We start from the raw sequence: 26,938 nt of genomic DNA, 5'->3' as shown, positions 1-26,938 counted from the left end.
ATTGCGGAAAGTGTTCCATTTTCCGGTCAACAAAATAGTGTTGCACAAACTGTCCGCTCAATGGACAGATGGGTCGACTTGTCAGCGAGCTGAGGAACCCTATGGTTTACTCCTATACCGAGAAAAAACGTATTCGTAAGGATTTTGGTAAACGTCCACAAGTTCTGGATGTACCTTATCTCCTTTCTATCCAGCTTGACTCGTTTCAGAAATTTATCGAGCAAGATCCTGAAGGGCAGTATGGTCTGGAAGCTGCTTTCCGTTCCGTATTCCCGATTCAGAGCTACAGCGGTAATTCCGAGCTGCAATACGTCAGCTACCGCCTTGGCGAACCGGTGTTTGACGTCCAGGAATGTCAAATCCGTGGCGTGACCTATTCCGCACCGCTGCGCGTTAAACTGCGTCTGGTGATCTATGAGCGCGAAGCGCCGGAAGGCACCGTAAAAGACATTAAAGAACAAGAAGTCTACATGGGCGAAATTCCGCTCATGACGGACAACGGTACCTTTGTTATCAACGGTACTGAGCGTGTTATCGTTTCCCAGCTGCACCGTAGTCCGGGTGTCTTTTTTGACTCCGACAAAGGTAAAACCCACTCTTCGGGTAAAGTGCTGTATAACGCGCGCATCATCCCTTACCGTGGTTCCTGGCTGGACTTCGAATTCGATCCGAAGGACAACCTGTTCGTACGTATCGACCGTCGCCGTAAACTGCCTGCGACCATCATTCTGCGCGCCCTGAACTACACCACAGAGCAGATCCTCGACCTGTTCTTTGAAAAAGTTATTTTTGAAATCCGTGATAACAAGCTGCAGATGGAACTGGTGCCGGAACGCCTGCGTGGTGAAACCGCATCTTTTGACATCGAAGCTAACGGTAAAGTGTACGTAGAAAAAGGCCGCCGTATCACTGCGCGCCACATTCGCCAGCTGGAAAAAGACGACGTCAAACTGATCGAAGTCCCGGTTGAGTACATCGCAGGTAAAGTGGTTGCTAAAGACTATATTGATGAGTCTACCGGCGAGCTGATCTGCGCAGCGAACATGGAGCTGAGCCTGGATCTGCTGGCTAAGCTGAGCCAGTCTGGTCACAAGCGTATCGAAACGCTGTTCACCAACGATCTGGATCACGGCCCATATATCTCTGAAACCTTACGTGTCGACCCAACTAACGACCGTCTGAGCTCACTGGTAGAAATCTACCGCATGATGCGCCCTGGCGAGCCGCCGACTCGTGAAGCAGCTGAAAGTCTGTTCGAGAACCTGTTCTTCTCCGAAGACCGCTATGACTTGTCTGCGGTTGGTCGTATGAAGTTCAACCGTTCTCTGCTGCGCGAAGAAATCGAAGGTTCCGGTATCCTGAGCAAAGACGACATCATTGATGTTATGAAAAAGCTCATCGATATCCGTAACGGTAAAGGCGAAGTCGATGATATCGACCACCTCGGCAACCGTCGTATCCGTTCCGTTGGCGAAATGGCGGAAAACCAGTTCCGCGTTGGCCTGGTACGTGTAGAGCGTGCGGTGAAAGAGCGTCTGTCTCTGGGCGATCTGGATACCCTGATGCCTCAGGACATGATCAACGCCAAGCCGATTTCCGCAGCAGTGAAAGAGTTCTTCGGTTCCAGCCAGCTGTCTCAGTTTATGGACCAGAACAACCCGCTGTCTGAGATTACGCACAAACGTCGTATCTCTGCACTCGGCCCAGGCGGTCTGACCCGTGAACGTGCAGGCTTCGAAGTTCGAGACGTACACCCGACTCACTACGGTCGCGTATGTCCAATCGAAACCCCTGAAGGTCCGAACATCGGTCTGATCAACTCCCTGTCCGTGTACGCACAGACTAACGAATACGGCTTCCTTGAGACTCCGTATCGTAAAGTGACCGACGGTGTTGTAACTGACGAAATTCACTACCTGTCTGCTATCGAAGAAGGTAACTACGTTATCGCCCAGGCGAACTCCAACCTGGATGAAGAAGGCCACTTCGTAGAAGACCTGGTAACTTGCCGTAGCAAAGGCGAATCCAGCTTGTTCAGCCGTGACCAGGTTGACTACATGGACGTATCCACCCAGCAGGTGGTATCCGTCGGTGCGTCCCTGATCCCGTTCCTTGAACACGATGACGCCAACCGTGCATTGATGGGTGCGAACATGCAACGTCAGGCCGTTCCGACTCTGCGCGCTGATAAGCCGCTGGTTGGTACTGGTATGGAACGTGCTGTTGCCGTTGACTCCGGTGTAACTGCGGTTGCTAAACGTGGTGGTGTCGTTCAGTACGTGGATGCTTCCCGTATCGTTATCAAAGTTAACGAAGACGAGATGTATCCAGGCGAAGCTGGTATCGATATCTACAACCTGACCAAATACACCCGTTCTAACCAGAACACCTGTATCAACCAGATGCCGTGTGTGTCTCTGGGTGAACCGGTAGAACGTGGCGACGTGCTGGCAGACGGTCCGTCCACCGACCTCGGTGAACTGGCGCTTGGTCAGAACATGCGCGTAGCGTTCATGCCGTGGAATGGTTACAACTTCGAAGACTCCATCCTCGTATCCGAGCGTGTTGTTCAGGAAGACCGTTTCACCACCATCCACATTCAGGAACTGGCGTGTGTGTCCCGTGACACCAAGCTGGGGCCGGAAGAGATCACCGCTGACATCCCGAACGTGGGTGAAGCTGCGCTCTCCAAACTGGATGAATCCGGTATCGTTTACATTGGTGCGGAAGTGACCGGTGGCGACATTCTGGTTGGTAAGGTAACGCCGAAGGGCGAAACCCAGCTGACCCCAGAAGAGAAGCTGCTGCGTGCGATCTTCGGTGAGAAAGCGTCTGACGTTAAAGACTCTTCTCTGCGCGTACCAAACGGTGTATCCGGTACGGTTATTGACGTTCAGGTCTTTACTCGCGATGGCGTAGAAAAAGACAAACGTGCGCTGGAAATCGAAGAAATGCAGCTCAAACAGGCGAAGAAAGACCTGTCTGAAGAACTGCAGATCCTCGAAGCGGGTCTGTTCAGCCGTATCCGTGCTGTGCTGGTAGCCGGTGGCGTTGAAGCTGAGAAGCTCGACAAACTGCCGCGCGATCGCTGGCTGGAGCTGGGCCTGACCGACGAAGAGAAACAAAATCAGCTGGAACAGCTGGCTGAGCAGTATGACGAACTGAAACACGAGTTCGAGAAGAAACTCGAAGCGAAACGCCGCAAAATCACCCAGGGCGACGATCTGGCACCGGGCGTGCTGAAGATTGTTAAGGTATATCTGGCGGTTAAACGTCGTATCCAGCCTGGTGACAAGATGGCAGGTCGTCACGGTAACAAGGGTGTAATTTCTAAGATCAACCCGATCGAAGATATGCCTTACGATGAAAACGGTACACCGGTAGACATCGTACTGAACCCGCTGGGCGTACCGTCTCGTATGAACATCGGTCAGATTCTGGAAACCCACCTGGGTATGGCTGCGAAAGGTATCGGCGATAAGATCAACGCCATGCTGAAACAGCAGCAAGAAGTCGCGAAACTGCGCGAATTCATCCAGCGTGCGTACGATCTGGGCGCTGACGTTCGCCAGAAAGTTGACCTGAGTACCTTCAGCGATGAAGAAGTTATGCGTCTGGCTGAAAACCTGCGCAAAGGTATGCCAATCGCAACGCCGGTATTCGACGGTGCGAAAGAAGCAGAAATTAAAGAGCTGCTGAAACTTGGCGACCTGCCGACTTCTGGTCAGATCCGCCTGTACGACGGCCGCACTGGTGAACAGTTCGAACGTCCGGTAACCGTAGGTTACATGTACATGCTGAAACTGAACCACCTGGTCGACGATAAGATGCACGCGCGTTCCACTGGTTCTTACAGTCTGGTTACTCAGCAGCCGCTGGGTGGTAAGGCACAGTTCGGTGGTCAGCGTTTCGGGGAGATGGAAGTGTGGGCGCTGGAAGCATACGGCGCGGCATACACTCTGCAGGAAATGCTCACCGTTAAGTCTGATGATGTGAACGGTCGTACCAAGATGTATAAGAACATCGTGGACGGCAACCATCAGATGGAGCCGGGCATGCCAGAATCCTTCAACGTATTGTTGAAAGAGATTCGTTCGCTGGGTATCAACATCGAACTGGAAGACGAGTAATTCTCGCTCAAACAGGTCACTGCTGTCGGGGTAAAACCCGGCAGCGGATTGTGCTAACTCCGACGGGAGCAAATCCGTGAAAGATTTATTAAAGTTTCTGAAAGCGCAGACTAAAACCGAAGAGTTTGATGCGATCAAAATTGCTCTGGCATCGCCAGACATGATCCGTTCATGGTCTTTCGGTGAAGTTAAAAAGCCGGAAACCATTAACTACCGTACGTTCAAACCTGAGCGTGACGGCCTTTTCTGCGCCCGTATCTTTGGGCCGGTAAAAGACTACGAGTGCCTGTGCGGTAAGTACAAGCGCCTGAAACACCGTGGCGTTATCTGTGAGAAGTGCGGCGTTGAAGTGACCCAGACCAAAGTACGCCGTGAGCGTATGGGCCACATCGAACTGGCTTCTCCGACTGCGCACATCTGGTTCCTGAAATCGCTGCCGTCCCGTATCGGCCTGCTGCTGGATATGCCGCTGCGCGATATCGAACGCGTGCTGTACTTCGAATCCTATGTGGTTATCGAAGGCGGTATGACCAACCTGGAACGCCAGCAGATCCTGACTGAAGAGCAGTATCTGGACGCGCTGGAAGAGTTCGGTGACGAATTCGACGCGAAAATGGGTGCGGAAGCAATCCAGGCCCTGCTGAAGAGCATGGATCTGGAGCAAGAGTGCGAGCAGCTGCGTGAAGAGCTGAACGAAACTAACTCCGAAACCAAACGTAAAAAGCTGACCAAGCGTATCAAACTGCTGGAAGCGTTCGTACAGTCTGGCAACAAGCCAGAGTGGATGATCCTGACCGTTCTGCCGGTTCTGCCGCCAGATCTGCGTCCGCTGGTTCCACTGGATGGTGGTCGTTTCGCGACTTCTGACCTGAACGATCTGTATCGTCGCGTCATTAACCGTAACAACCGTCTGAAACGTCTGCTGGATCTGGCTGCGCCGGACATCATCGTACGTAACGAAAAACGTATGCTGCAGGAAGCGGTAGATGCCCTGCTGGATAACGGTCGTCGCGGTCGTGCAATCACCGGTTCTAACAAGCGTCCTCTGAAATCTTTGGCCGACATGATCAAAGGTAAACAGGGTCGTTTCCGTCAGAACCTGCTCGGTAAGCGTGTTGACTACTCCGGTCGTTCTGTAATCACCGTAGGTCCATACCTGCGTCTGCATCAGTGCGGTCTGCCGAAGAAAATGGCACTGGAGCTGTTCAAACCGTTCATCTACGGCAAGCTGGAACTGCGTGGCCTCGCTACCACCATCAAAGCCGCTAAGAAAATGGTTGAGCGCGAAGAAGCTGTCGTTTGGGATATCCTGGACGAAGTTATCCGCGAACACCCGGTACTGCTGAACCGTGCACCGACCCTGCACCGTCTGGGTATCCAGGCATTTGAACCGGTACTGATCGAAGGTAAAGCTATCCAGCTGCACCCGCTGGTTTGTGCGGCATATAACGCCGACTTCGATGGTGACCAGATGGCTGTTCACGTACCGCTGACGCTGGAAGCCCAGCTGGAAGCGCGTGCGCTGATGATGTCTACCAACAACATCCTGTCCCCGGCGAACGGCGAACCAATCATCGTTCCGTCTCAGGACGTTGTACTGGGTCTGTACTACATGACCCGTGACTGTGTTAACGCCAAAGGCGAAGGCATGGTGCTGACTGGCCCGAAAGAAGCTGAGCGTATTTATCGCGCTGGCCTGGCCTCTCTGCATGCGCGCGTCAAAGTGCGTATCACTGAATACGAAAAAGATGCTAACGGTGAATTAGTAGCGAAAACCAGCCTGAAGGACACGACCGTTGGCCGTGCCATTCTGTGGATGATTGTACCGAAAGGTCTGCCTTACTCCATCGTCAACCAGGCGCTGGGTAAAAAAGCAATCTCCAAAATGCTGAACACCTGCTACCGCATTCTCGGCCTGAAACCGACCGTTATTTTTGCGGACCAGATCATGTACACCGGCTTTGCATATGCAGCGCGTTCCGGTGCATCGGTTGGTATCGATGACATGGTCATCCCGGAGAAGAAACACGAAATCATCTCCGAGGCAGAAGCAGAAGTTGCTGAAATTCAGGAGCAGTTCCAGTCTGGTCTGGTAACTGCGGGCGAACGCTACAACAAAGTTATCGATATCTGGGCTGCGGCGAACGATCGTGTATCCAAAGCGATGATGGATAACCTGCAAACTGAAACTGTTATCAACCGTGACGGTCAGGAAGAGAAGCAGGTTTCCTTCAACAGCATCTACATGATGGCCGACTCCGGTGCGCGTGGTTCTGCGGCACAGATTCGTCAGCTTGCGGGTATGCGTGGTCTGATGGCGAAGCCGGATGGCTCCATCATCGAAACGCCAATCACCGCGAACTTCCGTGAAGGTCTGAACGTACTCCAGTACTTCATCTCCACCCACGGTGCTCGTAAAGGTCTGGCGGATACCGCACTGAAAACTGCGAACTCCGGTTACCTGACTCGTCGTCTGGTTGACGTGGCGCAGGACCTGGTGGTTACCGAAGACGATTGTGGTACTCATGAAGGTATCATGATGACTCCGGTTATCGAGGGTGGCGACGTTAAAGAGCCGCTGCGCGATCGCGTACTGGGTCGTGTAACTGCAGAAGACGTTCTGAAGCCGGGTACTGCCGATATCCTCGTTCCACGCAACACGCTGCTGCACGAACAGTGGTGTGACCTGCTGGAAGAGAACTCTGTCGACGCGGTTAAAGTACGTTCTGTTGTATCCTGTGACACCGACTTTGGTGTATGTGCGCACTGCTACGGTCGTGACCTGGCGCGTGGCCACATCATCAACAAAGGTGAAGCAATCGGTGTTATCGCGGCACAGTCCATCGGTGAACCGGGTACACAGCTGACCATGCGTACGTTCCACATCGGTGGTGCGGCGTCCCGTGCGGCTGCTGAATCCAGCATCCAGGTGAAAAACAAAGGTAGCATCAAGCTCAGCAACGTGAAGTCGGTTGTGAACTCCAGCGGTAAACTGGTTATCACTTCCCGTAACACCGAACTGAAACTGATCGACGAATTTGGTCGTACCAAAGAAAGCTACAAAGTACCTTACGGTGCGGTACTGGCGAAAGGTGATGGCGAACAGGTTGCAGGCGGCGAAACCGTTGCAAACTGGGACCCGCATACCATGCCGGTTATCACTGAAGTAAGCGGTTTTGTTCGCTTCACCGATATGATTGACGGTCAGACCATTACTCGTCAGACCGACGAACTGACCGGTCTGTCTTCGCTGGTAGTTCTGGATTCCGCAGAACGTACCGCAGGTGGTAAAGATCTGCGTCCGGCACTGAAAATCGTTGATGCTCAGGGTAACGACGTTCTGATCCCTGGTACTGATATGCCTGCGCAGTACTTCCTGCCGGGTAAAGCGATTGTTCAGCTGGAAGATGGCGTACAGATCAGCTCTGGTGACACCCTGGCGCGTATTCCGCAGGAATCTGGCGGTACTAAGGACATCACCGGTGGTCTGCCGCGCGTTGCGGATCTGTTCGAAGCACGTCGTCCGAAAGAGCCGGCAATCCTGGCTGAAATCAGCGGTGTCGTTTCCTTCGGTAAAGAAACCAAAGGTAAACGTCGTCTGGTTATCACTCCGGTAGACGGCAGCGAACCTTACGAAGAGATGATTCCGAAATGGCGTCAGCTCAACGTGTTCGAAGGTGAACGTGTAGAACGTGGTGACGTCATTTCCGATGGTCCGGAAGCGCCGCACGACATTCTGCGTCTGCGTGGTGTTCATGCTGTGACTCGTTACATCGTTAACGAAGTACAGGACGTATACCGTCTGCAGGGCGTTAAGATTAACGATAAACACATCGAAGTTATCGTTCGTCAGATGCTGCGTAAAGCCACCATCGTTAACGCGGGTAGCTCCGACTTCCTGGAAGGTGAACAGGTTGAATACTCTCGCGTCAAGATCGCAAACCGCGAACTGGAAGCGAACGGCAAAGTGGGTGCAACTTATGCCCGCGATCTGCTGGGTATCACCAAAGCGTCTCTGGCAACCGAGTCGTTCATCTCTGCGGCATCGTTCCAGGAGACCACTCGCGTACTGACCGAAGCAGCTGTTGCGGGCAAACGCGATGAACTGCGCGGTCTGAAAGAGAACGTTATCGTGGGTCGTCTGATCCCGGCAGGTACGGGTTATGCGTATCACCAGGATCGTATGCGCCGCCGTGCTGCGGGTGAAGCTCCGGCTGCACCGCAGGTGACTGCAGAAGACGCGTCTGCCAGCCTGGCAGAACTGCTGAACGCAGGTCTGGGCGGTTCTGATAACGAGTAATCGTTAATCCGCAAATAACGTAAAAACCCGCTTCGGCGGGTTTTTTTATGGGGGCGATTCAGGAAAAGACCATTTATCAGAATATTTAACGAATTTCTGGATGCTCATAATAAATGTAAAGCTGGCTAACATCCTGAAACTGACTGAACTAATTGAGTCAAAGTTGGCAAGGATTCGATACTATTCCCGTGTAACTTTCTTAAGGAACGAGAATGAAACAGGAAGTAGAGAAGTGGCGGCCTTTTGAACATCCGGATGGTAACGTTCGTGATTTATCGTTTCTTGATGCTCATCAGGCCGTCTAAGTTCAACATCATGAGGGCAAAGAGCCTTTAGAGTATCGCTTTTGGGTTACCTACTCTCTTCACTGTTTCACAAAAGATTATGAACATCAGACGAACGAAGAAAAACTATCGTTAATGTATTATGCGCCTAAAGAATCTCGCCCCTTCTGCCAGCATCGCAATAACTTAGCGCGTATGCACTTAAAAAGAGCTATTTTGGCGCTGCCAGAAGGCAAAGTTATTCATGCCGGGTATGGTAGTTATGCCGTGATTGAAGTGGAGTTAGAGGGAGGAGAAAAGAAATTTTACTTTGTTGCGTTCAGGGTTTTTAGAGAAAAGAAAAAATCCGCTTGCATGTAACTAGTGCTTATCCCATTTCTGAAAAACAGAAAGGTAAAGCAGTGAAATTTTTTACCATCGCCTACAACCTATTAAGAAATAAGTCGCTTCCTCAGCCTTCAAAATAACAAAACCCACCTTAAGGTGGGTTTCGCCAGAGAATCATCTCTGGTATTCAGAACGCTATTACCGGACTTTGCCTTGACCTTGCGATAGTCGCAGGTTGCGGGATGTCTGAATTTCTTCAGTCTGCTGCATCCAGGAAGATGAGAACATGTGTTCTTATTTTCGTCTGTATCATAGTCGAGTATTTACTCTCTTACAATCAGATCTCTTTCATTGTTCAACAGGTAGTGACTCCAGACTTTCCATTGTGAAATTTTTAAGAAAGGCAGGGCGAAACGAGGAAGAAGCTTTTCGCCCTGGACAACATTCCTGCTGACAGCACTACCATAAAAAAACGAAAGACGTTCAACAACCTTGCGTTTTTCATCTTCCGTAGTGGCTCGGAATAAATTTGCGTTCTTACATTCCGTCTCATCGCCTTTGCGAGTCGCGTCCCAGATAGCTGTCCCAGTCTTTCCATACCGGCTGCAAACCCTGAGCGGTTAACGCGGCGGCCACAGCTTCTGGTCTGCGATCGTCGTGCGGTGAGAATTGTTCCAGTTCGGGGTGATTGTCGGCATAGCCACCTGGCTGCGTTTTCGAGAAGGCGCTGACGTTATTGATTGCCAGCGGAATAACGCGATCGCGAAACCACGGTGATTCTCGCGTGGAGAGTGACAGTTCAATCTCCGGCGCGAACAGCCGGAAAGCGCAGATGGTTTGCACTAACTGGCGTTCATCCATAATCGACGCTGGCTCAATCCCGCCAGTACACGGGCGCAGGCGCGGGAAGGAGACAGAGTAGCGGCTTTGCCAGTAATGCTGTTGCAGCCATAGCAAATGCTCGGCAACCATATAGCAGTCAACGCGCCAGTTGTCGGAAAGGCCGATTAGCGCGCCAAGGCCAATCTTATCAATCCCCGCGCGACCCAGCCGATCCGGTGTTTCCAGCCGCCAGAAGAAGTCCTGTTTTTTCCCTTTCAGATGATGACGGGCGTATGTCGCCTCGTGATACGTCTCCTGATAAACCATCACCCCATCCAGACCAAGCTGTTTTAACTCGACGTATTCCGCTTCTGCCAGCGGTTGCACTTCCATCTGTAGTGAGGAGAATTGTTTACGCAGGGCAGGGAGATGGCGGCGAAAGTAATCCATTCCCACTTTTGCCTGATGTTCACCAGTGACCAGCAACAGATGTTTAAAGCCCATTTCCCGAATAGCGGCGCTTTCTCTGACGATATCTGCTTCATCCAGCGTTTTGCGCTTGATGCGATTGCTCATGGAAAATCCGCAGTAAGTGCAGTCGTTAGCGCAAAGATTGGAAAGATAAAGCGGGACGTAGAAGCTGACGACGTTGCCAAATCGCTGACGAGTCAGACGCTGCGCCCGTTGAGCCAGTGGTTCCAGGTAGTCACTGGCGGCAGGCGATAGCAGCGCCATCATATCGTCGCGGGTGAGTTTTGAGGCACTCAGCGCCCGCTCTACGTCAGCTGCTGTTTTGCTGTTGATACGCAGGCGGATGTCGTCCCAGTCCAGTTGCCGCCAGCGGTCGCTGAAGGTTTTCATGCCGATGCCTCCAGAAATCCGGTCAGTGGGCTGGTGGCATGAGCAAAATGACTGCGACTGCCAGGTCCGGCCTGACGTGCCAGCAGACCCGCTTCTACCGCCAGGCGAAATGCCTTCGCCATGTTGACGGGATCGTCCGCGACAGCAATTGCCGAATTCACTAACACCGCATCGGCGCCCATTTCCAGCGCCTGCGCGGCATGGCTGGGAACGCCGATGCCAGCATCAACGACCACCGGAACCGCGGCCTGCTGGATAATAATCTCCAGCATGGCACGGGTTTCCAGCCCCTGATTCGAGCCAATTGGTGCGCCGAGCGGCATCACCGCTGCACAGCCCACTTCTTCCAGACGTTTGCACAACACCGGATCGGCACCGCAGTAAGGCAGTACAACAAATCCCTGTTGTACCAGTGTTTCGGCGGCTTTCAGGGTTTCGATGGGATCGGGCAACAGCCAGCGGGCGTCAGGGTGAATCTCCAGCTTCAGCCAGTGTGTGCCCAGAGCTTCGCGTGCCAGATGAGCGGCGAAGATAGCTTCTTCCGCCGTTTTCGCCCCGGAAGTATTCGGCAGCAGTGTCACACCCGCCGCGATAAGCGGATCGAGGATAGCGTCATTGTGCTGGCGCAAGTCGACGCGTTTCATCGCCAGCGTCACCAGCTGACTACCGGAAGCGCGGATCGCCTCCACCATCAGTTGTGAAGAGGAGAATTTCCCGGTGCCGGTAAACAGATGTGAATCAAACGTTTTGTCCGCGATACGTAACATCTCAACCTCCTGCAATAACCTGAAAAAGCAGGATCTGGTCACCATCCTGCACGATATGTTGTGCCCACTGCTCACGCGGGACGATTTGCTGATTAATCGCCAGTGCCGCGCCCACTTTTAGCTGATCGAGTTGTTCCAGCAGCTCGTGAACAGTTTGTCCGGCGACGCACTGCATCGGTTGGTCGTTAAACAGGATCTGCATTGCATCCTCCACATACCGGGCAATCATTGGCACGGCGCAACGCCAGGCTGCGCCACTGGCTCGATTTACCGTCGAACAGTCGGAGTTCTCCCGCTGGCGTCTCTATACCGCTCAATAACTTAATTGCTTCCAGTGCCTGCAAAGTGCCCATTACTCCGACCACCGGGCCAACCACGCCTGCCGTGCGGCAGTTGCGTTTTGGCTCCTGGTTATCCGGCCACAGGCAGCGGTAACAACCGTGCTCCCAGGGCGGCGTTAATACCATCAACTGACCGCCAAATCCGACCGCGCTGGCGGTAATAAGCGGCGTGTTGAGTGCCACGCAAGCGGCATTAATCTCCTGTCGAGTCGCCATATTGTCAGTACAGTCGAGCACTACATCGGCTTGTGCTACCGCATCTTTTAACGCCTCACCCGTTAACCGTTGTTGTAATGCCGTCAGTTGAATATCGGGATTTAACTGTGTCAGTCGTTGTTGGCAGACCTGCGATTTCGGGCGATCGATATCTTCAGTGGTAAAGAGGATTTGTCGTTGCAGATTGCTTAAATGCACATCGTCGTCATCTGCCAGTACCAGCGTCCCGACGCCAGCACCCGCCAGGTACAACGCAGCGGGCGTACCCAGCCCGCCAAGGCCGATAATCAGTACCTGGCTGTCGAGCAGTTTTTGCTGCCCTTCAAGAGCGATATCATCGAGCAGGATTTGACGGCTGTAACGCATAAAGTCACGGTCATTCATCGCCAACTCCTGCTATTTCCAGCAATTGTGCAGTTGCCAAACGCCAGTCTGCCGCCTGGGTAATGGCACTGACGACGGCGATACTGCCGACACCCGTCGCCATCACCGCAGGCGCGCGCGCCAGACTGATACCGCCAATCGCCACGGAGGGATAATCCCCCAGACGCTCAATATGCCGTGCCAGTTGCTCCAGCCCCTGCGGTGCAGAAGGCATCTGTTTGGTTTGTGTCGGGAACACATGTCCCAGCGCGATATAAGAAGGGCGAGCTGCCAGCGCGACGTCGATTTCCATATCGTCATGGGTCGAAACGCCCAGCCGCAGGCCTGCCGCGCGGATGGCCTCAAGATCGGTAGATTGCAAATCTTCCTGCCCCAGATGGACGCCATATGCCTGATGCTTGATCGCCAGCCGCCAGTAATCATTAATAAACAGCCGCGCGTTATAGCGGCGACCCAGCGCAATTGCCGCTACTACATCGGCTTCCACCTCTTCATCGCGCTGATCTTTGATGCGTAGCTGGAGGGTTCGCACGCCAGCGTCCAGCAGACGTTCGATCCACTGTACGCTGTCCACCACCGGGTACAGTCCTAAATGAAAAGGTACAGGAGGAAAATCAGGCTGATACATCACGCTTCCTCCTTACGCAGATAGATGTCTCCGCCTCTGGCGCGGAAGTTCTCCGACATATCCGCCATTCCCACTTCAATGGTTTGCGCGGCGGCGTAATCGCGCACCTCCTGGCTAATTTTCATTGAGCAGAATTTCGGCCCGCACATGGAGCAAAAATGGGCGACTTTGCCGGACTCTTGCGGCAGGGTTTCATCGTGATAAGCGCGGGCGGTAAACGGGTCGAGAGCCAGATTAAACTGGTCTTCCCAGCGAAATTCGAAGCGGGCTTTCGACATGGCGTTATCGCGAATTTGCGCGCCCGGATGCCCTTTTGCCAGGTCGGCAGCGTGGGCGGCAATCTTATAGGTGATAAGCCCTTGCTTAACATCTTCTTTATTAGGCAGACCCAGGTGCTCTTTCGGCGTTACGTAACAGAGCATCGCGCAGCCAAACCAGCCGATCATCGCCGCGCCAATCCCCGACGTGAAGTGGTCATAGCCCGGTGCGATATCGGTAGTTAGCGGCCCGAGGGTATAGAACGGCGCTTCATGGCAGTGCTCTAACTCCTCGGTCATATTGCGACGAATCATCTGCATCGGCACATGCCCGGGGCCTTCAATCATCACCTGTACGTCATATTCCCAGGCGATTTTGGTCAGTTCGCCCAGCGTATGCAGCTCGGCAAATTGCGCTTCATCGTTGGCGTCCTGAATCGAACCGGGTCGCAGGCCGTCGCCCAGCGACAGCGAAACGTCATAGGCGGCGCAGATTTCACAAATTTCACGGAAGTGTTGATAGAGGAAGTTTTCCTTATGATGGGAGAGGCACCATTTCGCCATAATCGAACCGCCGCGCGACACAATACCGGTCAGGCGTTTCGCGGTCATTGGCACGTAGCGCAGGAGAACGCCCGCATGAATCGTGAAGTAATCTACGCCCTGTTCGGCCTGTTCCAGCAGCGTGTCGCGGAACGCTTCCCAGGTAAGATCTTCCGCGATCCCGTTAACCTTTTCCAGCGCCTGGTAGATCGGCACAGTACCAATCGGCACCGGGCTGTTACGTAAAATCCATTCGCGGGTTTCGTGAATATAGCGGCCGGTGGAAAGATCCATCACCGTATCCGCTCCCCAGCGCGTAGACCACACCAGCTTTTCCACTTCTTCTTCGATGGAAGAGGTGACCGCCGAGTTGCCGATATTAGCGTTAACTTTTACCAGGAAGTTACGACCAATAATCATCGGCTCTGATTCAGGATGATTAATGTTGGCGGGGATAATCGCGCGTCCGGCAGCGACTTCATCACGGACAAATTCCGCAGTGATATTTTCCGGCAGACGCGCGCCAAGGCTCATTCCCGGATGCTGGTGGCGCAAAACTTTGCTACGAATGCGCTCGCGCCCCATATTCTCGCGAATGGCGATGAATTCCATCTCAGGTGTGATGATGCCCCGGCGGGCGTAGTGCAGCTGTGTGACGCGGCGGCCTGCTTTGGCGCGTTTTGGCGTCAAGACGCCGCTAAAACGCAGCTCGTCGAGGCCATCATCTGCCAGCCGCGCTTTAGTGTAATCGGAGCTGCGCACGGTAAGTTCTTCGGTATCGCCGCGCGCATCGATCCACGGCTGGCGTAGTTTTGCCAGCCCTTGCTGAACGTTAATGGCAATCTGCGGATCGCCATACGGGCCGGAGGTGTCGTAGACCGGAATCGCTTCGTTTTCTTCGTACTGCGGCTGTTCTTTGCTACCGCCAATTAGCGTCGGGCTAAGCTGGATCTCACGCATCGGCACGCGCACGCCGGGTTGTGTGCCAGTGATATAAATGCGTTTTGAGTTGGGAAAGGCGGTGCCTTCCAGGGTGTCGATAAAATGTTGGGCCTGGGCGCGTTGTTCGCGGCGGGTTAGTTTTGTTGCAGACATAGCTCATTCCAAAAAGTTAAGGACGTGGCTTGTCAGACGACGGATGAAGCAAGAGACGATCGCCGCAGGGGCGATGCGATAGCAGATTAACTCTTGTTCCCTTCGCAGGTATTAGCCTGATCAGGTTCCGCGGATCCCGAATAAACGGTCTCAGCCAGTTAAGGCACTCCGACAAGAAATTAGCCCCGAAAACGGGGCGTTGAATGTAAATTACGCGTTAACAGCGCAGAACTCAAGCAAGATGTTTGACGCGGGCGGCATCAAGCACCAGCAGAATCAGCTTATCTTCCAGTACAAAGCGTGCTTCCAGCGCCTCGCCGATATCAGATAAAACCTGTTGAAACTCAAGGTAATTATCATGATCGATGGCGGTTTCCAGGCTGGAATCGTAGTAATCCATAATCTGTTGTGTATTGGCTTCCAGTTGCGGCCAAATCTTTGCGGCGCGCGCGAGTTGCCCGTTGCCTTCCAGCTTATGGAGAATGCGCTCATAAATACTGAAATGTCCGGCAGACAGATAATCGACCAGACTCTGGCAAAAATCATCAAGGGCTTTTTCGTTTAGCCTCATGTACGATTCTTTGCCAGGCTTAATGCCAACCAGATTGTAGTAAGCCACGAGCAGATGCTTACGTACATGTAGCCAGCGATCAACCAGTTTGTTACTTCCTCTGACGTGCTCCGTCAGGTTATCGAGCTGGTTAAGCATGATTGACTCCGCAAGTTTGTATTCAAAAACTGCTCAGTGAGAAATGTAAAAACCATGTTAAACATGCCAGTGATGCAAAGGTAGTGCAAGAGCTATGGATCGTATAATTGAAAAATTAGATCACGGCTGGTGGGTCGTCAGTCATGAGCAAAAATTATGGTTGCCGAAGGGAGAATTGCCATATGGCGAAGCGGCAAATTTCGATCTTGTGGGTCAGCGCGCACTACAAATCGGCGAATGGCAGGGGGAACCTGTTTGGCTAGTTCAACAGCAGCGTCGCCATGATATGGGCTCGGTGCGCCAGGTCATTGATCTGGACGTCGGGTTGTTTCAACTAGCCGGACGCGGCGTGCAACTGGCGGAGTTTTACCGCTCGCATAAATACTGCGGGTATTGCGGGCATGAAATGTACCCGAGCAAAACAGAATGGGCGATGCTGTGCAGTCACTGCCGTGAGCGTTACTATCCGCAAATCGCCCCCTGCATTATCGTTGCCATCCGCCGCAATGATTCGATCCTGCTTGCTCAGCATACCCGCCATCGTAACGGTGTCCATACGGTACTTGCCGGATTCGTCGAAGTGGGCGAAACCCTCGAACAGGCGGTCGCGCGGGAAGTAATGGAAGAGAGTGGCATCAAAGTCAAAAACCTGCGTTACGTGACTTCTCAGCCGTGGCCGTTTCCTCAGTCATTAATGACTGCGTTTATGGCGGACTATGACAGCGGCGACATCGTGATTGACCCGAAAGAACTGCTGGAGGCGAACTGGTATCGCTACGACGATTTACCCTTACTGCCACCGCCCGGCACCGTGGCGCGCCGCCTGATAGAAGATACGGTGGCGATGTGTCGGGCAGAGTATGAGTGATGATACACTGACCGCCTGACGCACTAAGGAATAGCCAAAATGACCGAACTTAAAAACGATCGTTATCTGCGGGCGCTGCTGCGCCAGCCCGTTGATGTCACTCCAGTATGGATGATGCGCCAGGCGGGTCGCTATCTACCAGAATATAAAGCCACGCGCGCCCAAGCGGGCGATTTTATGTCGCTGTGCAAAAATGCCGAACTGGCGTGCGAAGTGACTTTGCAACCGTTGCGTCGCTATCCGCTGGACGCGGCGATCCTCTTTTCCGATATCCTCACCGTTCCGGACGCGATGGGATTGGGGCTCTATTTTGAAGCCGGAGAAGGCCCGCGTTTTACCTCGCCAGTCACCTGCAAAGCTGACGTCGATAAACTGCCAATTCCGGACCCGGAAGATGAGCTGGGTTACGTGATGAACGCGGTGCGTACCATTCGTCGCGAACTGAAAGGCGACGTGCCGCTGATTGGTTTTTCCGGCAGCCCGTGGACGCTGGCGACCTACATGGTGGAAGGCGGCAGCAGCAAAGCCTTCACCGTGATCAAAAAAATGATGTATGCCGATCCGCAGGCACTGCACGCTCTGCTCGATAAACTGGCGAAAAGCGTCACCCTGTATCTGAACGCGCAGATTAAAGCCGGTGCTCAGGCAGTGATGATTTTTGACACCTGGGGCGGCGTGCTTACCGGGCGCGACTACCAACAATTCTCGCTCTATTACATGCATAAAATTGTTGATGGTTTATTGCGTGAAAACGACGGTCGCCGCGTGCCCGTCACGCTGTTTACCAAAGGCGGCGGACAGTGGCTGGAAGCCATGGCAGAAACCGGTTGCGATGCGCTGGGACTGGACTGGACAACCGATATCGCCGATGCGCGCCGCCGCGTGGGTAATAAAGTCGCGTTGCAGGGCAATATGGACCCGTCGATGCTGTACGCGCCGCCAGCCCGAATTGAAGAAGAAGTAGCGACTATACTTGCAGGTTTCGGTCACGGCGAAGGTCATGTCTTTAACCTTGGTCACGGCATTCATCAGGATGTGCCGCCAGAACATGCTGGCGTGTTTGTGGAGGCAGTGCATCGCCTGTCTGCGCCTTATCATCAGTAAGGAGTGGTTATGGATCTCGCGTCATTACGCACACAACAACTTGAACTGGCTTCTTCTGTGATCCGCGAGGATCGACTTGATAAAGATCCACCGGATCTGATCGCTGGAGCCGATGTCGGGTTTGAGCAGGGCGGAGAAGTGACGCGAGCGGCGATGGTGCTGCTGAAATACCCCTCGCTTGAGCTGGTGGAGTATAAAGTGGCCCGCATCGCCACCACCATGCCTTACATTCCTGGTTTTCTCTCCTTCCGCGAATATCCTGCGCTGCTGGCAGCGTGGGAGATGCTGTCGCAAAAGCCGGATTTAGTGTTTGTCGATGGTCATGGGATCTCGCATCCTCGCCGTCTTGGTGTCGCCAGCCATTTTGGCTTATTGGTGGATGTGCCAACGATAGGCGTGGCGAAAAAACGGCTCTGCGGTAAATTCGAACCGCTCTCCAGCGAACCGGGCGCGCTGGCGCCGCTGATGGATAAAGGCGAGCAGCTGGCCTGGGTCTGGCGCAGCAAAGCACGCTGCAACCCGCTGTTTATCGCTACGGGTCATCGGGTCAGCGTGGATAGCGCGCTGGCGTGGGTACAACGCTGCATGAAAGGCTATCGTCTGCCGGAGCCAACGCGCTGGGCGGATGCCGTGGCCTCGGAACGTCCGGCATTTGTGCGCTATACAGCAAATCAGCCCTAATTCAGGTAAACTGCGGATAATTTCCGTATTTGAGAACTCAACATGTTACAAAATCCGATTCATCTGCGTCTGGAGCGCCTGGAAAGCTGGCAGCATGTCACTTTCATGGCTTGCTTATGCGAACGCATGTACCCTAATTACGCTATGTTCTGCCAGCAAACCGGTTTTGGTGATGGGCAAATTTACCGCCGTATTCTCGATCTCATCTGGGAAACACTGACCGTCAAAGACGCAAAAGTGAATTTCGACAGCCAACTGGAGAAATTTGAGGAAGCGATTCCTTCAGCGGACGATTTCGATCTGTACGGCGTTTATCCGGCAATCGATGCCTGCGTGGCGTTAAGTGAACTGGTTCATTCGCGTTTGAGTGGCGAAACGCTCGAACATGCGGTGGAAGTGAGTAAGACCTCCATCACTACCGTTGCGATGCTGGAAATGACTCAGGCTGGTCGCGAAATGAGCGATGAAGAGCTGAAAGAAAACCCAGCCGTTGAGCAAGAATGGGACATTCAGTGGGAAATATTCCGACTTTTAGCCGAGTGTGAAGAACGTGACATTGAGCTGATAAAAGGCCTTAGAGCCGACCTGCGTGAGGCGGGTGAGAGCAATATTGGTATAATTTTTCAGCAATAAGACCAGAAAACGTGAATTAACGCCTGATTTGTCGTACCTGGAGTCTTCCCTTTCGCCCCCCGTCTGGTCTACATTTGGGGGGCGAAAAAAAGTGGCTATCGGTGCGTGTATGCAGGAGAGTGCTATTCTGGCATTTCCGTCGCACTCGATGCTTAGCAAGCGATAAACACATTGTAAGGATAACTTATGAACAAGACTCAACTGATTGATGTAATTGCAGAGAAAGCAGAACTGTCCAAAACCCAGGCTAAAGCTGCTCTGGAGTCCACTCTGGCTGCAATTACTGAGTCTCTGAAAGAAGGCGATGCTGTACAACTGGTTGGTTTCGGAACCTTCAAAGTGAACCACCGCGCTGAGCGTACTGGCCGCAACCCGCAGACCGGTAAAGAAATCAAAATCGCCGCAGCTAACGTACCGGCATTTGTTTCTGGCAAGGCACTGAAAGACGCAGTTAAGTAAGATTGCGTGGCAGTGAACAGTTTTAACGAAGGGGTGGTTTCACCCCTTTTGTCTTTCTGGCGTCGATCATTGATGCTGGCGGGCGCTCTGTTTCTTACTGCCTGTAGCCACAACTCTTCACTTCCTCCCTTTACCGCCAGTGGTTTTGCTGAAGACCAGGGCGCGGTACGTATCTGGCGAAAAGACAGCGGCGATAATGTGCATTTGCTTGCTGTGTTCAGTCCGTGGCGCAGTGGCGATACCACGACGCGAGAGTATCGCTGGCAGGGCGATAACCTCACGCTCATCAATATCAATGTTTACAGCAAACCGCCGGTGAACATTCGTGCGCGTTTTGACGATCGCGGTGATCTGAGCTTTATGCAACGTGAATCCGATGGGGAAAAGCAGCAGCTTTCTAACGACCAAATCGATTTATACCGTTATCGTGCTGACCAAATCCGCCAAATTAGCGATGCTTTACGCCAGGGGAGAGTGGTGCTGCGCCAGGGGCGCTGGCATGAGATGGAACAGACCGTGACCACCTGCGAAGGGCAAACCATTAAACCTGATTTAGATTCACAGGCGATAGCGCATATCGAGCGCCGCCAGAGCCGCTCTTCTGTTGATGTCAGCGTGGCATGGCTGGAAGCGCCCGAAGGTTCGCAATTACTGTTAGTGGCAAACTCTGATTTCTGTCGCTGGCAACCCAACGAGAAAACGTTCTAGTTTACCAGTGGCCCATACCCATATGACCACCACCACAGCCGCCGTAACCCATGCCCATTCCGGCACCGCGCGGAATACCTGCTTCAGCCATCGCGATATCCCGTTTCACCCGCAACTCATCTAACGACTGACGCAAATTCTCCATCTCTTTGGCGACCGCGTTAATTTTGCTGCTATCCGGTGGGTTAGCGGCTAATAGAGCGTTGTATTCATAACGCTTCGTCACCAGTTGCTGTTGCAGCGCGCTGCTTTGGGCGTAAAAGTCATTATGGATTTTCTGCCACGCCGTCTGTTGTTCGCTGGTCAAAGGCGCGGCATTTTGCTGCCACATACCGTGTCCGCCGTGAGCAAATGCAGATGTCGATCCCATCGCCATTGCTGAAAGCGCCATCATCACCAGGGCAATTTTCGTGTTCCGTTTCATGGTTAATCCTCCAGTGGTTGTCTTACTTCGGGTATTGCATCTTCCGTGCCAACGATGAAACGCTGATATGACGGGTAATCTGGCATGATAAACGAGTAAAAATGACTCGCCTGCTGCGGGTAGCGAGTCATTTTTACTCATTGAAACTTAAGCCTTTGTGTTACAGCGCAGGGTAAGCGCTGATAAAAGATGGCATGATTTCTGCTGTCAAAAAGGGATGAACAGGCAAAGAAGAAGATGCGTTTTATGCAACGTTCTAAAGACTCCTTAGCTAAATGGTTAAGCGCGATCCTCCCCGTGGTCATTGTTGGGCTGGTAGGGTTGTTTGCGGTGACGGTGATTCGCGATTATGGGCGGGCAAGCGAGGCCGATCGCCAGGCATTACTGGAAAAAGGTAATGTGCTTATTCGCGCTCTGGAGTCGGGAAGTCGCGTAGGGATGGGGATGCGAATGCACCATATGCAGCAGCAGGCACTTCTGGAAGAGATTGCAGGCCAGCCGGGGGTATTGTGGTTTGCTGTCACCGATGCCCAGGGCATCATCATTCTTCACAGTGACCCCGAAATGGTCGGGCGTGCACTCTATTCGCCAGATGAAATGCAGCAGTTAAAGCCAGAGGAAAACTCCCGCTGGCGACTGCTTGAGAAAGCGGAAACTGCGCCTGCGCTTGAGGTCTATCGTTTGTTCCAGCCAATGTCAGCTCCCTGGCGGCATGGTATGCACAATATGCCGCGCTGTAACGGAAAAGCTGTGCCACAGGCAGAAGCACAACAGGCTATCTTTATCGCTGTTGATGCCAGTGATCTGGTTGCAACCCAGATTGGGGAGAAGCGCAACACCCTGATTATCCTCTTCGCCCTGGCGACGGTACTGCTGGCAAGCGTGTTGTCATTCTTCTGGTATCGCCGATATCTGCGCTCGCGCAAGCTTCTACAGGATGAGATGAAGCGCAAAGAGAAGCTGGTGGCGCTGGGGCATCTGGCGGCAGGCGTTGCCCATGAAATTCGCAATCCGCTTTCCTCAATTAAAGGGCTGGCGAAATACTTTGCCGAACGAGCACCAGAGGGCGGGGAAGCGCATCAACTGGCGCAGGTAATGGCGAAAGAGTCCGACCGTTTGAATCGTGTGGTGAGTGAGTTGCTGGAACTGGTCAAGCCAACGCACCTGGCTTTGCAGGCGGTGGATCTCAATACCTTGATTAACCATTCATTACAGCTGGTGAGCCAGGATGCAAACAGCCGGGAGATCCAGTTACGCTTTACTGCCAACGACACGTTGCCGCAAATTCAGGCCGATCCGGACCGACTGACCCAGGTCTTGTTGAATCTCTATCTCAATGCCATTCAGGCGATTGGTCAGCATGGCGTGATTAGCGTGACGGCCAGCGAAAGCGGTGCTGGCGTGAAAATCAGCGTTACCGACAGCGGTAAAGGAATTGCGGCGGATCAGCTTGAAGCCATCTTCACCCCATACTTCACCACCAAAGCCGAAGGCACCGGACTGGGGCTGGCGGTCGTGCATAATATTGTTGAACAACACGGTGGTACAATTCAGGTCGCAAGCCAGGAGGGAAAAGGCGCAACGTTCACCCTCTGGTTTCCGGTCAATATTACGCGTAAGGACCCACAAGGATGACGCACGATAATATCGATATTCTGGTGGTGGATGATGACATTAGCCACTGCACCATCTTGCAGGCATTGCTGCGCGGCTGGGGCTATAACGTCGCGCTGGCGAATAGTGGGCAACAGGCGCTGGCGCAGGTGCGGGAACAGGTTTTTGATCTTGTACTTTGCGATGTGCGAATGGCGGAGATGGACGGCATCGCCACGCTAAAAGAGATCAAAGCGTTAAATCCGGCGATTCCTGTACTGATTATGACCGCTTACTCCAGCGTCGAGACGGCGGTAGAGGCACTGAAAACTGGGGCGCTGGATTATCTCATCAAGCCGCTGGATTTCGATAACCTGCAGGCGACGCTGGAAAAGGCGCTCGCACATACGCACAGTGTTGACGCTGAAACGCCTGCGGTGTCTGCCAGCCAGTTCGGTATGGTCGGTAAAAGCCCGGCGATGCAACACCTGCTCAGTGAAATCGCCCTCGTCGCGCCATCGGAAGCCACGGTGCTGATCCACGGCGATTCCGGCACCGGTAAAGAGCTGGTCGCCAGGGCGATTCACGCCAGTAGCGCACGGAGTGAAAAACCACTGGTAACGCTCAACTGTGCGGCACTCAACGAATCCTTGCTGGAATCTGAATTGTTCGGTCACGAAAAAGGGGCGTTTACTGGAGCTGATAAACGCCGGGAAGGGCGCTTTGTTGAGGCGGATGGCGGCACGTTGTTTCTCGATGAAATTGGAGATATCTCGCCGATGATGCAGGTTCGTCTGCTGCGTGCGATTCAGGAGCGCGAAGTTCAGCGTGTCGGCAGCAACCAGACCATCTCGGTTGATGTCCGGCTGATTGCGGCGACCCATCGCGATCTTGCCGCTGAGGTAAAGGCCGGGCGTTTTCGCCAGGATCTCTACTATCGGCTGAACGTGGTGGCAATTGAAGTACCGTCGCTGCGGCAACGACGGGAGGATATTCCCCTGCTGGCTGACCATTTTCTGCAACGATTTGCTGAACGCAATCGCAAGGCGATAAAAGGTTTTACGCCCCAGGCGATGGATCTGCTGATTCACTACGACTGGCCGGGAAATATTCGCGAACTGGAAAACGCGGTAGAACGGGCAGTGGTGCTGCTGACCGGGGAATATATTTCCGAACGCGAGCTGCCGCTGGCGATTGCCAGTACGCCGATCCCGCTGGCGCAAACTCAGGACATTCAGCCGTTGGTGGAAGTGGAAAAAGAGGTGATTCTGGCGGCGCTGGAGAAAACGGGCGGCAACAAAACCGAAGCCGCCCGTCAGTTAGGGATTACGCGCAAAACGCTATTGGCAAAACTGTCGCGTTAGTTCTGCTCGCGTTCGATAGCGCGCCAGCCGATATCTTTCCGGCAGAAGCAGTCATCCCAGTGGATATCGGTCATTAAGGCATAAGCGCGTTTCTGCGCTTCTGCTACGGTATGACCCAGCGCGGTGACGCACAGTACGCGCCCGCCGCTGGTCACTACCTGCTCGTCATCCGCCAGTTTCGTGCCCGCGTGGAACACTTTGCCGCCTTCGACTTCTTCCAGCGGCAGGCCGTGGATCACATCGCCAGTGCGATAATCGCCCGGATATCCACCCGCAGCCATCACCACGCCGAGAGAAGCGCGTTCATCCCACTCGGATGTTTTCTCGTCCAGCTTGCCTTCACAGGCTGCCAGGCAGAGCTCAACCAGATCGGACTTCATGCGCAGCATAATCGGCTGGGTTTCTGGATCGCCAAAGCGGCAGTTAAATTCGATAACCTTCGGGTTGCCCTGTTTGTCGATCATCAAACCTGCATAGAGAAAACCGGTGTAGGTATTGCCTTCCGCCGCCATGCCTTTCACGGTTGGCCAGATGATACGTTCCATGGTGCGCTGATGAACTTCATCGGTCACTACCGGCGCAGGGGAGTAAGCGCCCATTCCGCCAGTGTTCGGCCCGGTATCTTTATCGCCTACGCGTTTGTGATCCTGGCTGGTGGCCATCGGCAGCACATGCTCACCGTCAACCATTACTATAAAGCTCGCTTCTTCGCCATCGAGGAACTCTTCGATAACAATGCGATGACCCGCGTCGCCAAAGGCGTTGCCCGCCAGCATATCGTGAACAGCCGCTTCGGCTTCTTCCAGCGTCATCGCGACGATAACGCCTTTACCGGCGGCCAGACCGTCAGCTTTAATGACGATGGGGGCACCTTTCTCACGCAGATACGCCAGCGCAGGTTCTACCTCGGTGAAGTTCTGGTATTCCGCTGTAGGGATCTTATGGCGGGCCAGGAAATCTTTGGTAAACGCTTTCGAGCCTTCCAGTTGCGCGGCGCCTGCGGTTGGGCCGAAGATTTTCAGCCCGGCGGCGCGGAAGGTATCGACCACGCCTTTCACCAGCGGCGCTTCCGGGCCGACGATGGTTAGATCAATCTTTTCGTTTTGCGCGAAATCCAGCAGCGCCGGGATATCGGTCACGCCGATAGCGACGTTTTGCAGTGCAGGCTCCAGCGCAGTGCCAGCGTTACCCGGAGCAACAAAAACAGTCTCAACCAGCGGCGATTGCGCCGCTTTCCAGGCCAGTGCGTGCTCGCGTCCGCCGTTACCAATCACTAATACTTTCATCTGTCGCTCCATTAATGGCGGAAGTGGCGCATGTCGGTGAAGAGCATTGCAATACCGTGCTCGTCGGCGGCAGCAATCACTTCGTCATCACGGATAGAACCGCCAGGCTGGATTACGCAGGTCACGCCGGCAGCGGCGGCAGCATCAATACCGTCACGGAACGGGAAGAACGCGTCAGAAGCCATCGAGGAACCTTTGACTTCCAGACCTTCATCGGCAGCTTTAATGCCGGCGATTTTGGCGGAGTACACGCGGCTCATCTGGCCTGCGCCAATCCCGATGGTCATATTGTTTTTGGCATAAACGATGGCGTTGGATTTCACGAACTTCGCCACTTTCCAGCAGAACAGCGCATCACGCAGCTCCTGTTCAGTCGGCTGACGTTTGGTGACGACGCGCAGTTCTTCTGCACCGACCATGCCCAGATCGCGATCCTGAACCAGCAGACCGCCGTTCACGCGTTTGAAATCAAGACCTGGAATACGTTCGCCCCACTGACCACAGGTCAGAACGCGTACGTTCTGCTTGGCGGCGGTGATTTTCAGGGCTTCTTCGCTGGCGGACGGTGCAATAATTACTTCGACAAACTGACGAGAAATGATGGCCTGTGCTGTTTCAGTATCCAGCTCGCGGTTAAAGGCGATAATGCCGCCGAATGCGGAGGTTGGGTCGGTTTTATACGCACGATCGTAAGCATCAAGAATGGAATTGCCGATAGCTACGCCGCAAGGGTTAGCGTGTTTCACAATGACACAGGCTGGTTCTGCAAACTCTTTTACGCACTCCAGCGCCGCATCGGTATCGGCGATGTTGTTGTAGGACAGGGCTTTACCCTGAACCTGGGTTGCGGTGGCAACAGAGGCTTCTTTCACATTCTCTTCTATATAGAAGGCAGCCTGCTGGTGGCTGTTCTCGCCGTAGCGCATATCCTGCTTCTTAATGAAGTTCAGATTCAGCGTGCGTGGGAAGCGACCGGCGGCTTCTTTGCTTTCACCGTGGTAAGCCGGAACCATGCTGCCGAAGTAGTTGGCAATCATGCTGTCGTAGGCGGCTGTGTGTTCGAAGGCTTTGATAGCGAGGTCGAAACGGGTTGCAAGCAGAAGCGATCCTTCGTTGGCATCCATCTCTTTAATAATGGCGTCGTAGTCGCTGCTCTTTACTACGATAGCGACATCTTTATGGTTCTTGGCTGCGGAGCGCACCATCGTTGGGCCGCCGATATCGATGTTCTCAACCGCATCTTCCAGCGAGCAGCCTTCACGGGCAACGGTCTGGGCGAACGGATACAGGTTAACAACCACCATATCGATAGGTTGGATCTGATGTTCTTCCATAATGGCATCGTCCTGGCCGCGACGGCCCAGAATGCCACCATGTACTTTCGGATGCAGAGTCTTCACACGTCCATCCATCATCTCGGGGAAACCGGTGTAATCGGAAACTTCGGTCACCGGCAGACCCTTTTCTGCTAACAGTCGGGCTGTGCCTCCTGTAGATAGCAGTTCCACACCGCGTGCGGAAAGTGCCTGAGCGAATTCGACGATACCTGCTTTGTCAGAAACACTGAGCAGAGCGCGGCGGACTGGACGACGTTGTTGCATGGTAAATCCCCTGGATTTGACTATTACAGAGAGCGTTAGCTGAATTTTTCGCGAAAAACTCAGCTAACGCCCCTAACGGGGCATCTTTATTTTTCGCCCGCATTGTAACGAAAACGTTTGCGCAACGCTCGCGAATTTTTTTGTTTCGATGGTGAGCACCATTTCGATTGTGGTTAGCAGGTCAGGAATACAGAAATAACGCTTATGATTGTGGATAACTCTGTGCGTAAAAAGGTATAAATAGGGGTTTTGCTGGGGAATGCAGCAGTCAGTCATTTTTTTGCAATTTTTCTATTGCGGCCTCAGGAGAACTCCCTATAATGCGCCTCCATCGACACGGCGGATGTGAATCACTTCACACAAACAGCCGGTTCGGTTGAAGAGAAAAATCCTGAAATTCAGGGTTGACTCTGAAAGAGGAAAGCGTAATATACGCCACCTCGCGACAGTGAGCTGAAAGCCGCGTCGCAACTGCTCTTTAACAATTTATCAGACAATCTGTGTGGGCACTCGAAGATACGGATTCTTAACGTCCTCGGACGATAAATGAATA

Annotated in this window: 20 protein-coding genes, 1 pseudogene and 1 riboswitch; of the genes and pseudogenes, 11 read left to right on the top strand and 10 right to left on the bottom strand. The window is 53.4% G+C overall.

Going from position 1 to position 26,938, the window contains the following annotated elements:
* Positions 1-101: 101 nt before the first annotated feature.
* The 3 genes and pseudogenes from rpoB to yjaZ all read left to right on the top strand — a co-directional run bounded on the left by rpoB (position 102) and on the right by yjaZ (position 9,181).
* Positions 102-4,130, top strand: a complete 4,029-nt coding sequence (gene rpoB, locus WC5_RS16140) for a DNA-directed RNA polymerase subunit beta (RefSeq protein WP_010351365.1) — start codon at positions 102-104, stop codon at positions 4,128-4,130.
* Between the two features lie 76 nt (positions 4,131-4,206).
* On the top strand, positions 4,207-8,430 hold the full coding sequence (gene rpoC / locus WC5_RS16145) for a DNA-directed RNA polymerase subunit beta' (protein WP_000653937.1): 4,224 nt from the start codon (positions 4,207-4,209) through the stop codon (positions 8,428-8,430).
* Positions 8,431-8,642: 212 nt separating this feature from the next.
* Positions 8,643-9,181 (top strand): annotated as a pseudogene (gene yjaZ / locus WC5_RS25840) (stationary phase growth adaptation protein YjaZ).
* 409 nt (positions 9,182-9,590) lie between these two features.
* Here the strand turns inward: yjaZ and thiH are convergent.
* The 7 genes from thiH to WC5_RS16180 all read right to left on the bottom strand — a co-directional run bounded on the left by thiH (position 9,591) and on the right by WC5_RS16180 (position 15,664).
* Positions 9,591-10,724, bottom strand: coding sequence for a 2-iminoacetate synthase ThiH (gene thiH / locus WC5_RS16150; RefSeq protein WP_000847480.1), 1,134 nt, complete (start codon positions 10,722-10,724; stop codon positions 9,591-9,593).
* Positions 10,721-11,491: a thiazole synthase gene (gene thiG / locus WC5_RS16155; RefSeq protein ID WP_000944120.1), complete on the bottom strand. Its 771-nt coding sequence runs from the start codon at positions 11,489-11,491 to the stop codon at positions 10,721-10,723. Before thiG ends, thiH begins: the two co-directional genes overlap by 4 nt.
* A gap of 1 nt (position 11,492) precedes the next feature.
* Positions 11,493-11,693 carry a sulfur carrier protein ThiS gene (thiS, locus tag WC5_RS16160; RefSeq protein ID WP_001166251.1) on the bottom strand — a complete coding sequence of 67 codons (201 nt, stop codon included), beginning with the start codon at positions 11,691-11,693 and terminating at the stop codon, positions 11,493-11,495.
* The gene (gene thiF / locus WC5_RS16165) at positions 11,677-12,432 is read right to left on the bottom strand and encodes a thiazole biosynthesis adenylyltransferase ThiF (RefSeq protein WP_000999756.1); all 756 of its coding nucleotides are present in this window, start codon (positions 12,430-12,432) and stop codon (positions 11,677-11,679) included. The genes thiS and thiF overlap by 17 nt, the downstream gene beginning before the upstream one ends.
* Positions 12,425-13,060: a thiamine phosphate synthase gene (gene thiE, locus WC5_RS16170; RefSeq protein WP_000284586.1), complete on the bottom strand. Its 636-nt coding sequence runs from the start codon at positions 13,058-13,060 to the stop codon at positions 12,425-12,427. The genes thiF and thiE overlap by 8 nt, the downstream gene beginning before the upstream one ends.
* The gene (gene thiC / locus WC5_RS16175; protein ID WP_001276914.1) at positions 13,060-14,955 is read right to left on the bottom strand and encodes a phosphomethylpyrimidine synthase ThiC; all 1,896 of its coding nucleotides are present in this window, start codon (positions 14,953-14,955) and stop codon (positions 13,060-13,062) included. Before thiC ends, thiE begins: the two co-directional genes overlap by 1 nt.
* Positions 14,956-15,035: 80 nt before the next feature.
* Positions 15,036-15,136, bottom strand: a riboswitch (TPP riboswitch).
* Between the two features lie 51 nt (positions 15,137-15,187).
* On the bottom strand, positions 15,188-15,664 hold the full coding sequence (locus tag WC5_RS16180; protein ID WP_000934292.1) for an Rsd/AlgQ family anti-sigma factor: 477 nt from the start codon (positions 15,662-15,664) through the stop codon (positions 15,188-15,190).
* Positions 15,665-15,758: 94 nt separating this feature from the next.
* Here WC5_RS16180 and nudC point away from each other — a divergent pair, with 94 nt between their 5' ends.
* From nudC to WC5_RS16210, 6 genes are all read left to right on the top strand, one after another.
* On the top strand, positions 15,759-16,532 hold the full coding sequence (nudC, locus tag WC5_RS16185; protein ID WP_000373944.1) for an NAD(+) diphosphatase: 774 nt from the start codon (positions 15,759-15,761) through the stop codon (positions 16,530-16,532).
* Positions 16,533-16,571: 39 nt separating this feature from the next.
* Entirely contained in the window at positions 16,572-17,636 is a 1,065-nt protein-coding gene (hemE, locus tag WC5_RS16190; RefSeq protein ID WP_000137638.1) for a uroporphyrinogen decarboxylase, read from the top strand.
* Positions 17,637-17,645: 9 nt separating this feature from the next.
* Entirely contained in the window at positions 17,646-18,317 is a 672-nt protein-coding gene (gene nfi / locus WC5_RS16195; protein ID WP_000362401.1) for a deoxyribonuclease V, read from the top strand.
* 42 nt (positions 18,318-18,359) lie between these two features.
* Complete coding sequence (locus tag WC5_RS16200) at positions 18,360-18,950, top strand: YjaG family protein (protein ID WP_000940106.1); 591 nt, start codon at positions 18,360-18,362, stop codon at positions 18,948-18,950.
* Positions 18,951-19,136: 186 nt separating this feature from the next.
* Positions 19,137-19,409 (top strand): nucleoid-associated protein HU-alpha, encoded by a 273-nt coding sequence (hupA, locus tag WC5_RS16205; RefSeq protein ID WP_001044513.1) that lies wholly within the window; start codon positions 19,137-19,139, stop codon positions 19,407-19,409.
* 12 nt (positions 19,410-19,421) lie between these two features.
* Positions 19,422-20,117 carry a DUF1481 domain-containing protein gene (locus WC5_RS16210; protein WP_032159931.1) on the top strand — a complete coding sequence of 232 codons (696 nt, stop codon included), beginning with the start codon at positions 19,422-19,424 and terminating at the stop codon, positions 20,115-20,117.
* Between the two features lies 1 nt (position 20,118).
* Here WC5_RS16210 and zraP read toward each other — a convergent pair whose 3' ends face one another.
* Entirely contained in the window at positions 20,119-20,541 is a 423-nt protein-coding gene (zraP, locus tag WC5_RS16215) for a zinc resistance sensor/chaperone ZraP (protein WP_010351356.1), read from the bottom strand.
* Between the two features lie 237 nt (positions 20,542-20,778).
* On the opposite strand from zraP, the gene zraS reads away from it, so the two are divergent.
* On the top strand, positions 20,779-22,176 hold the full coding sequence (gene zraS / locus WC5_RS16220) for a two-component system sensor histidine kinase ZraS (protein WP_001211891.1): 1,398 nt from the start codon (positions 20,779-20,781) through the stop codon (positions 22,174-22,176).
* Positions 22,173-23,498 carry a sigma-54-dependent response regulator transcription factor ZraR gene (gene zraR, locus WC5_RS16225; protein WP_000148493.1) on the top strand — a complete coding sequence of 442 codons (1,326 nt, stop codon included), beginning with the start codon at positions 22,173-22,175 and terminating at the stop codon, positions 23,496-23,498. The genes zraS and zraR overlap by 4 nt, the downstream gene beginning before the upstream one ends.
* Here the strand turns inward: zraR and purD are convergent.
* On the bottom strand, positions 23,495-24,784 hold the full coding sequence (gene purD, locus WC5_RS16230; RefSeq protein WP_000866814.1) for a phosphoribosylamine--glycine ligase: 1,290 nt from the start codon (positions 24,782-24,784) through the stop codon (positions 23,495-23,497). The two genes, zraR and purD, sit on opposite strands and share 4 nt — an antisense overlap.
* Before the next feature lie 11 nt (positions 24,785-24,795).
* A complete protein-coding gene (gene purH, locus WC5_RS16235; RefSeq protein ID WP_001187547.1) occupies positions 24,796-26,385 on the bottom strand; it encodes a bifunctional phosphoribosylaminoimidazolecarboxamide formyltransferase/IMP cyclohydrolase in 1,590 nt (529 codons plus the stop codon).
* Between the last annotated feature and the right edge of the window lie 553 nt (positions 26,386-26,938).

The sequence above is a fragment of the Escherichia sp. KTE114 genome (assembly GCF_000407765.1).
Classification (GTDB): Bacteria; Pseudomonadota; Gammaproteobacteria; order Enterobacterales; family Enterobacteriaceae; genus Escherichia; species Escherichia ruysiae.
The sequence above is the reverse complement of the archived record's forward strand: the minus strand, read 5'-3'. Positions and strand labels throughout refer to the sequence as shown.

Bases quoted from the DNA above. Each gene is read 5' to 3' on its own strand.
- rpoB (WP_010351365.1), top strand. From the start codon at position 102: ATGGTTTACTCCTATACCGAGAAAAAACGTATTCGTAAGGATTTTGGT.
- thiH (WP_000847480.1), bottom strand. From the start codon at position 10,724: ATGAAAACCTTCAGCGACCGCTGGCGGCAACTGGACTGGGACGACATC.
- thiG (WP_000944120.1), bottom strand. From the start codon at position 11,491: ATGTTACGTATCGCGGACAAAACGTTTGATTCACATCTGTTTACCGGC.
- thiS (WP_001166251.1), bottom strand. From the start codon at position 11,693: ATGCAGATCCTGTTTAACGACCAACCGATGCAGTGCGTCGCCGGACAA.
- thiF (WP_000999756.1), bottom strand. From the start codon at position 12,432: ATGAATGACCGTGACTTTATGCGTTACAGCCGTCAAATCCTGCTCGAT.
- thiE (WP_000284586.1), bottom strand. From the start codon at position 13,060: ATGTATCAGCCTGATTTTCCTCCTGTACCTTTTCATTTAGGACTGTAC.
- thiC (WP_001276914.1), bottom strand. From the start codon at position 14,955: ATGTCTGCAACAAAACTAACCCGCCGCGAACAACGCGCCCAGGCCCAA.
- WC5_RS16180 (WP_000934292.1), bottom strand. From the start codon at position 15,664: ATGCTTAACCAGCTCGATAACCTGACGGAGCACGTCAGAGGAAGTAAC.
- nudC (WP_000373944.1), top strand. From the start codon at position 15,759: ATGGATCGTATAATTGAAAAATTAGATCACGGCTGGTGGGTCGTCAGT.
- hemE (WP_000137638.1), top strand. From the start codon at position 16,572: ATGACCGAACTTAAAAACGATCGTTATCTGCGGGCGCTGCTGCGCCAG.
- nfi (WP_000362401.1), top strand. From the start codon at position 17,646: ATGGATCTCGCGTCATTACGCACACAACAACTTGAACTGGCTTCTTCT.
- WC5_RS16200 (WP_000940106.1), top strand. From the start codon at position 18,360: ATGTTACAAAATCCGATTCATCTGCGTCTGGAGCGCCTGGAAAGCTGG.
- hupA (WP_001044513.1), top strand. From the start codon at position 19,137: ATGAACAAGACTCAACTGATTGATGTAATTGCAGAGAAAGCAGAACTG.
- zraP (WP_010351356.1), bottom strand. From the start codon at position 20,541: ATGAAACGGAACACGAAAATTGCCCTGGTGATGATGGCGCTTTCAGCA.
- zraS (WP_001211891.1), top strand. From the start codon at position 20,779: ATGCGTTTTATGCAACGTTCTAAAGACTCCTTAGCTAAATGGTTAAGC.
- zraR (WP_000148493.1), top strand. From the start codon at position 22,173: ATGACGCACGATAATATCGATATTCTGGTGGTGGATGATGACATTAGC.
- purD (WP_000866814.1), bottom strand. From the start codon at position 24,784: ATGAAAGTATTAGTGATTGGTAACGGCGGACGCGAGCACGCACTGGCC.
- purH (WP_001187547.1), bottom strand. From the start codon at position 26,385: ATGCAACAACGTCGTCCAGTCCGCCGCGCTCTGCTCAGTGTTTCTGAC.